Annotated in this window: 6 protein-coding genes; 5 read left to right on the top strand and 1 reads right to left on the bottom strand. The window is 33.2% G+C overall.

Going from position 1 to position 6,524, the window contains the following annotated elements; all coding sequences use genetic code 11:
* The first annotated feature begins 339 nt into the window (after positions 1 to 339).
* From ACYPXO_RS03860 to ACYPXO_RS03875, 4 genes are all read left to right on the top strand, one after another.
* A complete protein-coding gene (locus tag ACYPXO_RS03860) occupies positions 340 to 1,665 on the top strand; it encodes a hypothetical protein (protein ID WP_459639364.1) in 1,326 nt (441 codons plus the stop codon).
* 389 nt (positions 1,666 to 2,054) lie between these two features.
* The gene (locus ACYPXO_RS03865) at positions 2,055 to 2,417 is read left to right on the top strand and encodes a hypothetical protein (protein WP_459639365.1); all 363 of its coding nucleotides are present in this window, start codon (positions 2,055 to 2,057) and stop codon (positions 2,415 to 2,417) included.
* A gap of 59 nt (positions 2,418 to 2,476) precedes the next feature.
* Positions 2,477 to 2,890, top strand: a complete 414-nt coding sequence (locus tag ACYPXO_RS03870; protein WP_459639366.1) for a hypothetical protein — start codon at positions 2,477 to 2,479, stop codon at positions 2,888 to 2,890.
* A gap of 1,681 nt (positions 2,891 to 4,571) precedes the next feature.
* Positions 4,572 to 4,805 carry a transposase gene (locus tag ACYPXO_RS03875; protein ID WP_459639367.1) on the top strand — a complete coding sequence of 78 codons (234 nt, stop codon included), beginning with the start codon at positions 4,572 to 4,574 and terminating at the stop codon, positions 4,803 to 4,805.
* 374 nt (positions 4,806 to 5,179) lie between these two features.
* Here the strand turns inward: ACYPXO_RS03875 and ACYPXO_RS03880 are convergent, their stop codons facing one another.
* On the bottom strand, positions 5,180 to 5,545 hold the full coding sequence (locus tag ACYPXO_RS03880) for a hypothetical protein (protein WP_418756033.1): 366 nt from the start codon (positions 5,543 to 5,545) through the stop codon (positions 5,180 to 5,182).
* A 108-nt stretch (positions 5,546 to 5,653) separates the two neighbouring features.
* Between ACYPXO_RS03880 and ACYPXO_RS03885 the strand changes: the two genes are divergently transcribed.
* Entirely contained in the window at positions 5,654 to 6,493 is an 840-nt protein-coding gene (locus ACYPXO_RS03885; RefSeq protein ID WP_459639368.1) for a hypothetical protein, read from the top strand.
* Positions 6,494 to 6,524 lie beyond the last annotated feature (31 nt).

A 6,524-nucleotide genomic window follows, 5' to 3' on the forward strand; every position in this document is an offset into this window, starting at 1 on the left:
TCTAGGTATTTCCTTTTTTGTGTTGCTACAAGTTCTATCAAGTTATTTACAGATGAGATGAATAGAAATATCCGAATTAAATATAAAATTCTTTAAGCAATTCATATGTAACCACCTCCTTAGATAAATATTCTCCGTTTGGATGACATCATAGAGGATTTGTTTCAACGAAGAATTTTTGAACACGAAACTAAAAAAGGTGAAAAATTTATAGATAAGAATTGAGAGAAAATAGAGGTTTTGACAGACTAAAAAAAGTCTGTTATATTTTAATAGAAAAAAGGTAAAAAAACTCATTGATAATATAACGCCCATAAGAGAGGGAGAAAGAGGGTATTTATGTTTAATGTTTTAGATAAATTTTCAGAGTTATTCCCAGAGGTTGAACCAATGGGTTTTTATCGTTTTATGTTTCCGAAAGGTAGTTTTGAAGAAAAGGGTATATATGAGTCAGGGAAATATAATGGGATAGTTGTTGAGGTCACGGATGAAAAGATAAATGGTAAGCAGAAGATTTTTCGTCATACGGTTACAGATGATTTAGAGATATTGGATGAATTGTTGCAGAGAGATAATTTTTGTATTATGTCTCCAATCTCTTATATAGGCAAATCGAGGAAAAGTGAGAATGCCCGATTGATGTATGCTATGGCAATAGATGTTGATGGTGTTGTGAATGAGAAGTGTTTTAATGTGCTTATGAAGCAGATTGAGAATGGGGAGAATTTGAAAGCGTTTGTATGGGGACTGCCAAAACCAACTTTTTTAGTGGCAAGTGGTACGGGTGTGCATATTTATTATGTGTTTGAAGAGCCAATCCCTCTGTTTCCTAATATTGTGACAGAATTGGAGAAATTAAAGAGACGATTGACGTGGCAGGCATGGACACAGGGTGCTTCTGTGTTACATGATAACGTGCAGTATGAAAGTCTTTTTCAAGGGTTTCGGGTAGTGGGAACGATTACTAAGAAAAAGACTAAAACAAGAGCATTTCTGTACGGCGAAAAAGTGGATATAGAGTACCTTAATTCCTTTGTTCCAGAAGAGTATCAAGCAACAGAATTTACATACAAAAGCAACCTTACGTTACAGCAAGCGAAGAAGAAATATCCAGATTGGTATGAAAAAAGAATTGTGCAACGGAAACCCAAAGGCACATGGACGTGTAATCGTGCCTTGTATGATTGGTGGATAAGACAGATTAAAGGAGGTGCAACAGAGGGGCATAGATATTGGTGTGTAATGACACTTGCCACTTATGCGAAGAAATGTGCCATTCCGTATGAGGAACTTGTGCGGGATTCTATAGACCTATTACCGTTCCTTAACTCGATTGGGGGTGAATTTACCCTTGAGGATACTATGCACGCTTTAGAGGCGTATAATGACAGTTATATGACTTATCCCATAGATACGATTATAAGTCGTACAGATATTAAGATTGAGAAGAATAAGCGGAACGGTAGAAAAAGAAAAGACCATATTGTGTTAATGAATACAATGAAATCCTTAAAAAAGCAGTTAGGAGAGGAAGTGGCAGAGGGCAGACCCGATAAGGCGAAAGTTGTCACAGAGTGGCAAGAAAGAAATCCTAAAGGAAGAAAGGTAGATTGTATCAGAGAGACTGGCTTATCAAAACCAACAGTGTATAAATGGTGGAAATAAGGAATACTTGAAATACCTATTTGCATATGCTATAATGCCAATAGGCAAGAATGAAAATGTATCCACGGGTACACAATAAGAAAAAGCCCCAGAGCGTCACCTCTGGGGCTTTTTTAGGCTAATTGTCACTGTCGTCTCCGTCTAACCATTTGCACACATAGTAAGCAACTATGCTTGCCACGAAAGAGACCAAGAATGAAAATATTGTTTCCACAAGTACACCCCCTTTCCGTTGTCGGATTGGGCGTGACAACGAAGATGATTATATCATACGAGTATAAATGTCACAATGTATAAATGTGATTACAAGATAAAAGCAACGTATTGACTTTTTATAAGAAAGGAGATAGTATCAATATTAATAAAAAGACTTAAAAGAGGTGAGAAGTATGGAAGAAAACTGGATTGGTGAAACTTTGGTACTCTATTTGGACACATATCATCAAGAAGAAAATGACAAAACAATAGACAAGTTGCAGGCAATATTGGATAGAGTTGGAGTAAAAATTGAAACACAATGTGAAAAAAGGGTAGCATATATTTCACGGAGAAAAGACTATATGGAAAAAAAGACAAGAAATGCAGGACGTCATAGAGTTAGGACTAATCATCCGATAACTTTGGAAGAAGTGGAAGAACTGATAGCAGAGAAGAATGCAGAAACAGTCGCAAAAGAACTTGGAATTAGTCGTTCTACATTATTCCGAAAAATAAAATATGCAAAGGAACAAAATGACCTGTTTCTTATGTAGTGTCAAAATTAATTAAATGTATTTGATATTGATGAAATCAGAAAACAAAAGAGGAAAAAATGAAAACGATTAAAGAAATGGCACAGATATGTGGGGTGTCGGAACAAGCAATAAGAGGGTGGTGTAGGCGAAACCATGTTGCGAAAGATGCGAAAGGAAGTTTCGCAATCAGCGAAAGCATAGAATACCGTATTTACGGGCATTATGGGGTTGATGTTGCGAAACCTGATGCGAAACTTGCGAAACCTGATGCGAAACCTACAGACACATTAAATGAGGCTATTATTGAGTTACTTCGTGATGAATTGGAATATAAAAATAAGCAGATAGATGAGTTGAATAAAAGGCTTACAGAGTGTCAAAAACTTTTAGACCAAGAGCAACAACTAAAAATGATAACGGAACAGAAAATGTTGCAAATGGAAGAAAAAGAACCCAATAAAGTATGGTGGAAGAAATTATTAGGAAAGTGAAGAAAAATATATGAAGTGAAACAGTGTCTTATTTAATTGATACATCGGTTGTTTTGAAAAACAGAATAATCGATAAGAGGGTGCGTGAATAAAAATATGTTTTTAAAGGCTTTATTTTCCTTTTTAACGAAGAAAAATAAAAGGTGCTAAACTTAGCACCTTTTATTTCGTTTAAGACGTTTTTGGGGCAGAATAGTCTGTTAAAAAGAGCATAAGGGAAAACTGTACCCAAAATGCCTTTTGGGCTAGGCAAAGCCTAGAATTTTCGTGTGCACACTATTCTTTAAGAAAACACGAAAAAGTATTGAAAATCATGTCATTTTTTCTTCAAAAACAAGTGTCACAATTAAATAAAATATTTACTGATGTGTATTCCAATAAAAAAGAAAAACACCTAAATGGCATCGGGCTACGATTGCCCCGTCAAATAGGTGTTTCCTGTGTAAAAGAGTGTATCAAAAAAATAGAAGAAAGACAAGTGTGGTATGTAAAGAATATATTTTTCTTTTATTTATGTAATCGGAGTTACTGTTTACAAGTGGTGGAAGTAGAGCATACTTGAAATGCCGAAAGGCATATGCTATAATGCCAGTAGGCAAGAAAGATGTGAGTGCTCATGTGGCACACAAAAAGCCCCGGAGGTCGCAACTCCGGGGCTTTTCTATTCCGTTCTGGGTGGGTGGCTTAATCCCAAGGCTGACTACCGATTACTTCTTTCTGTCCAGCCATTTGCAGATGTAGTAGGCGATTACACTTGCCAAAACAGAAAGAAAAAAAGATGTGAGTAATTCGCTCATGTGACTCACCCCCTTTCTCTACCTGTCTGGGGGTGGTAGCCTGTCAATTATATCACAGGGGCAGAAATGTCACAAGAAGTCATTTCCCCTTGTTTATTATCAGAGCCATAAGGAAAAGAGTGTCAAGGGCGGTCGAAAGACCGTAGCGTTTATCCTTGATACTCTTTTTTGTTGGCTATTATGCTGGAGGGGAAAATGTTTGCTTGCTCTGTTATTTCCTCAGATGAACTGAGTATTTGCTTTGGAATAAGAAAATAAAATGGAACGTATCATATATATTTTTATTTACAGATATGCAGGGGTGTTAGGGGATATTCTCCCCTAACAAGAAATGCCATTTTGTCCGACAAAATGCGTATCTTGCCAAGAACATACGGTTCTTGATGAATGTTTGATTGAAAAATGATTGATAAAATTACCTATAAATGAGTGAAAATAGAATGTGTATAATTGAAAAATAAATTGAAAAAACAGTAAAAAAGATGGATATGAACGATTATAAAATGTAAAATAGGTGTATATAGATGTAGAGGAATGATTAATAACAGATAAATAATAGCAAACAAATGATTAATAATTGAATATAATTGTTTTAAAGAGTAGAAATAGATGTATATAAATGATTTGCAGTTTATAAAGATTGTTTAATAAATATGTATAGATGATTAGCAATCGAATATGATTGAATTGAAGATGAGAAATAAGAGAATATAATGAATAGAAATTGAATATAAGTGATTAGAGAATGAATATGATTAAATAGTGAATGTATATAAATGATTAGAGAGTGAATAGGATTAAATAGCAGTTGACAAATAAATGTATATAAATGTATGATGAATGAAAAATGAACCATAGTGATAATATAGAGGAGGACTAGCAAAATGATTTTGAGAGAGAAATTAGTGTCTAAACGAGCAAATCATAAGGAAATAAATATGGAGTGGGTATACGATGAACTAGACAAGGGAAGAACAGTAAAAAGTTTGTCACAGGAATTAGGCGTGTCTGAAAGCACATTAAGAAGACGACACAAAGAGTATCAGGAAAAGGCAAAGGAACTTATTCTTCAGGAAGAGCAGGCAAAAGAAAAGCCATATTATGATTATACTTTTTAAAAATTGTAGAACGGAATAGAAAAGCCCGCGGAGTATATCCAGTGGGCTTTTGGTATCTTTATGACTAAAAAAGAGAAATATCTAAATGGCATCGGGCTACGATTGCCCCGTCGAATAGATATTTCTCCATGAAGTAATTGTATCAGATGATAACGAAAAAAGCAACAAATGATAACAATAATATCAAAATTAAATATAAACCCGAATGTGTTTTAAGTGAAAAATGTGCAATAAACTTATTGATAATCTAAGCCCCCTATAGCCTAAAAGGCTAACAGTCAGAGGGTAGTGGATATAGATATATTATATGTTTATGTGGATAGAAAACCCCCAAGAGATTGTTACTCTTGGGGGTTTTGTGCTAGTTGTCACTGCTATTGTGCATGAAAAGTTCCAGTTCTTAATCCAACATAGAACAAATAGGAAATTATAGAAAAGAAAAAGACTATTAAAGAAAATAAAGCAAGAACTAATAAAGTTCCTGAGCCAAATAATATATTAGAAGTTACTTTTTCTTTTTGTTCTTGTAAACGTTTGATTATTGGCAAAAGGAATGAGGACAATATACTTATAAACCATGTTACATAAAACAATGATAATATAAATAATGGAATAGTATCAGTATTGATTAGATTTATAGGTAGGAATGTAAAGCCTGACAAAATGGAAAAAATCAAACAAAATACTAATAATATGTATAAAACAAGAGAAAACATACGAATATATTTTTTTTCTTTCATTTTAAACCTCCTTTTTAAATTTTTTAAAATAATAACATTTAATATAGTGAAATTCAATAAAATCAGTTATAATAAAAGAAAATTTATTGTTTCAAAGGAGGAAAACAGATGAAAAAAATTGTATCAGTTTTAATGTTATTCAGTTTACTTTGTACACCTATTTCAGCACACGCAGAAGACAGGCTACTTATTTATCCTGATACTCAAAAGCAAATTGATAATTTGATTTCGGATAATGATGAAAATAAAGAATACATACAAGATGTTATTGGATTATTTAATTCGAAATCTAATATAACTTCTAAAGAATATAATGACTTATTATTAGATGTAATTTCTACTATAGAAAAACAGGATAGAAAGACAGACCAAGATTTAAACAATGCATACATAAAGATGGCGTCGGAAATATTATCAAGTGATCCATTTAAAGAGGCTTATGACAATGCCTGTAATCTATATTCTACAGGCATTTTACTAGTAATTGCTAAAGGTGCAAATCATACTGCTGATTATATGAAACATGCAGTCGTTCCATACGAAAAACTTGGAACTAGTTATAAACCATCGAATGTAACGCATAAAAAAGATAAATGGGCAGAAACTTTATGTACAAATGAAGCATTTACTGCTGAGGTTACTACAAAATTTGAAAATGAAATTTTAGCAACAGGGGACGATTATGGTGTTGTAGATGGTCACTTTTATTTTACGTCTAAAAATTCACCGTTAGATGCATTTACAGCATTACATGAGGTAGATTATGCAGTTACTTTTACGAAGAAAAGTAATGGATATAGTGCAGTATATAAAATAACAGATACTTATAATTTTGATGATAATAAGGTAGCATATGATAATTTTGCAGTAGATTTTGGAAATAAGTATTGTCATGGTATGCAAGTGCAAGGTTATATAAAACCATTTAAAATAACTATTACATATTGATTTAAAAATTATAAAAAAGGAAATACCTAGA

This window comes from Faecalimonas canis (genome assembly GCF_054601575.1).

What these genes read in the sequence shown, in the direction of transcription:
- ACYPXO_RS03885 (WP_459639368.1), top strand. Translation starts at nt 5,654, where the DNA reads ATGAAAAAAATTGTATCAGTTTTAATGTTATTCAGTTTACTTTGTACA.
- ACYPXO_RS03875 (WP_459639367.1), top strand. Translation starts at nt 4,572, where the DNA reads ATGATTTTGAGAGAGAAATTAGTGTCTAAACGAGCAAATCATAAGGAA.
- ACYPXO_RS03880 (WP_418756033.1), bottom strand. Translation starts at nt 5,545, where the DNA reads ATGAAAGAAAAAAAATATATTCGTATGTTTTCTCTTGTTTTATACATA.
- ACYPXO_RS03865 (WP_459639365.1), top strand. Translation starts at nt 2,055, where the DNA reads ATGGAAGAAAACTGGATTGGTGAAACTTTGGTACTCTATTTGGACACA.
- ACYPXO_RS03860 (WP_459639364.1), top strand. Translation starts at nt 340, where the DNA reads ATGTTTAATGTTTTAGATAAATTTTCAGAGTTATTCCCAGAGGTTGAA.
- ACYPXO_RS03870 (WP_459639366.1), top strand. Translation starts at nt 2,477, where the DNA reads ATGAAAACGATTAAAGAAATGGCACAGATATGTGGGGTGTCGGAACAA.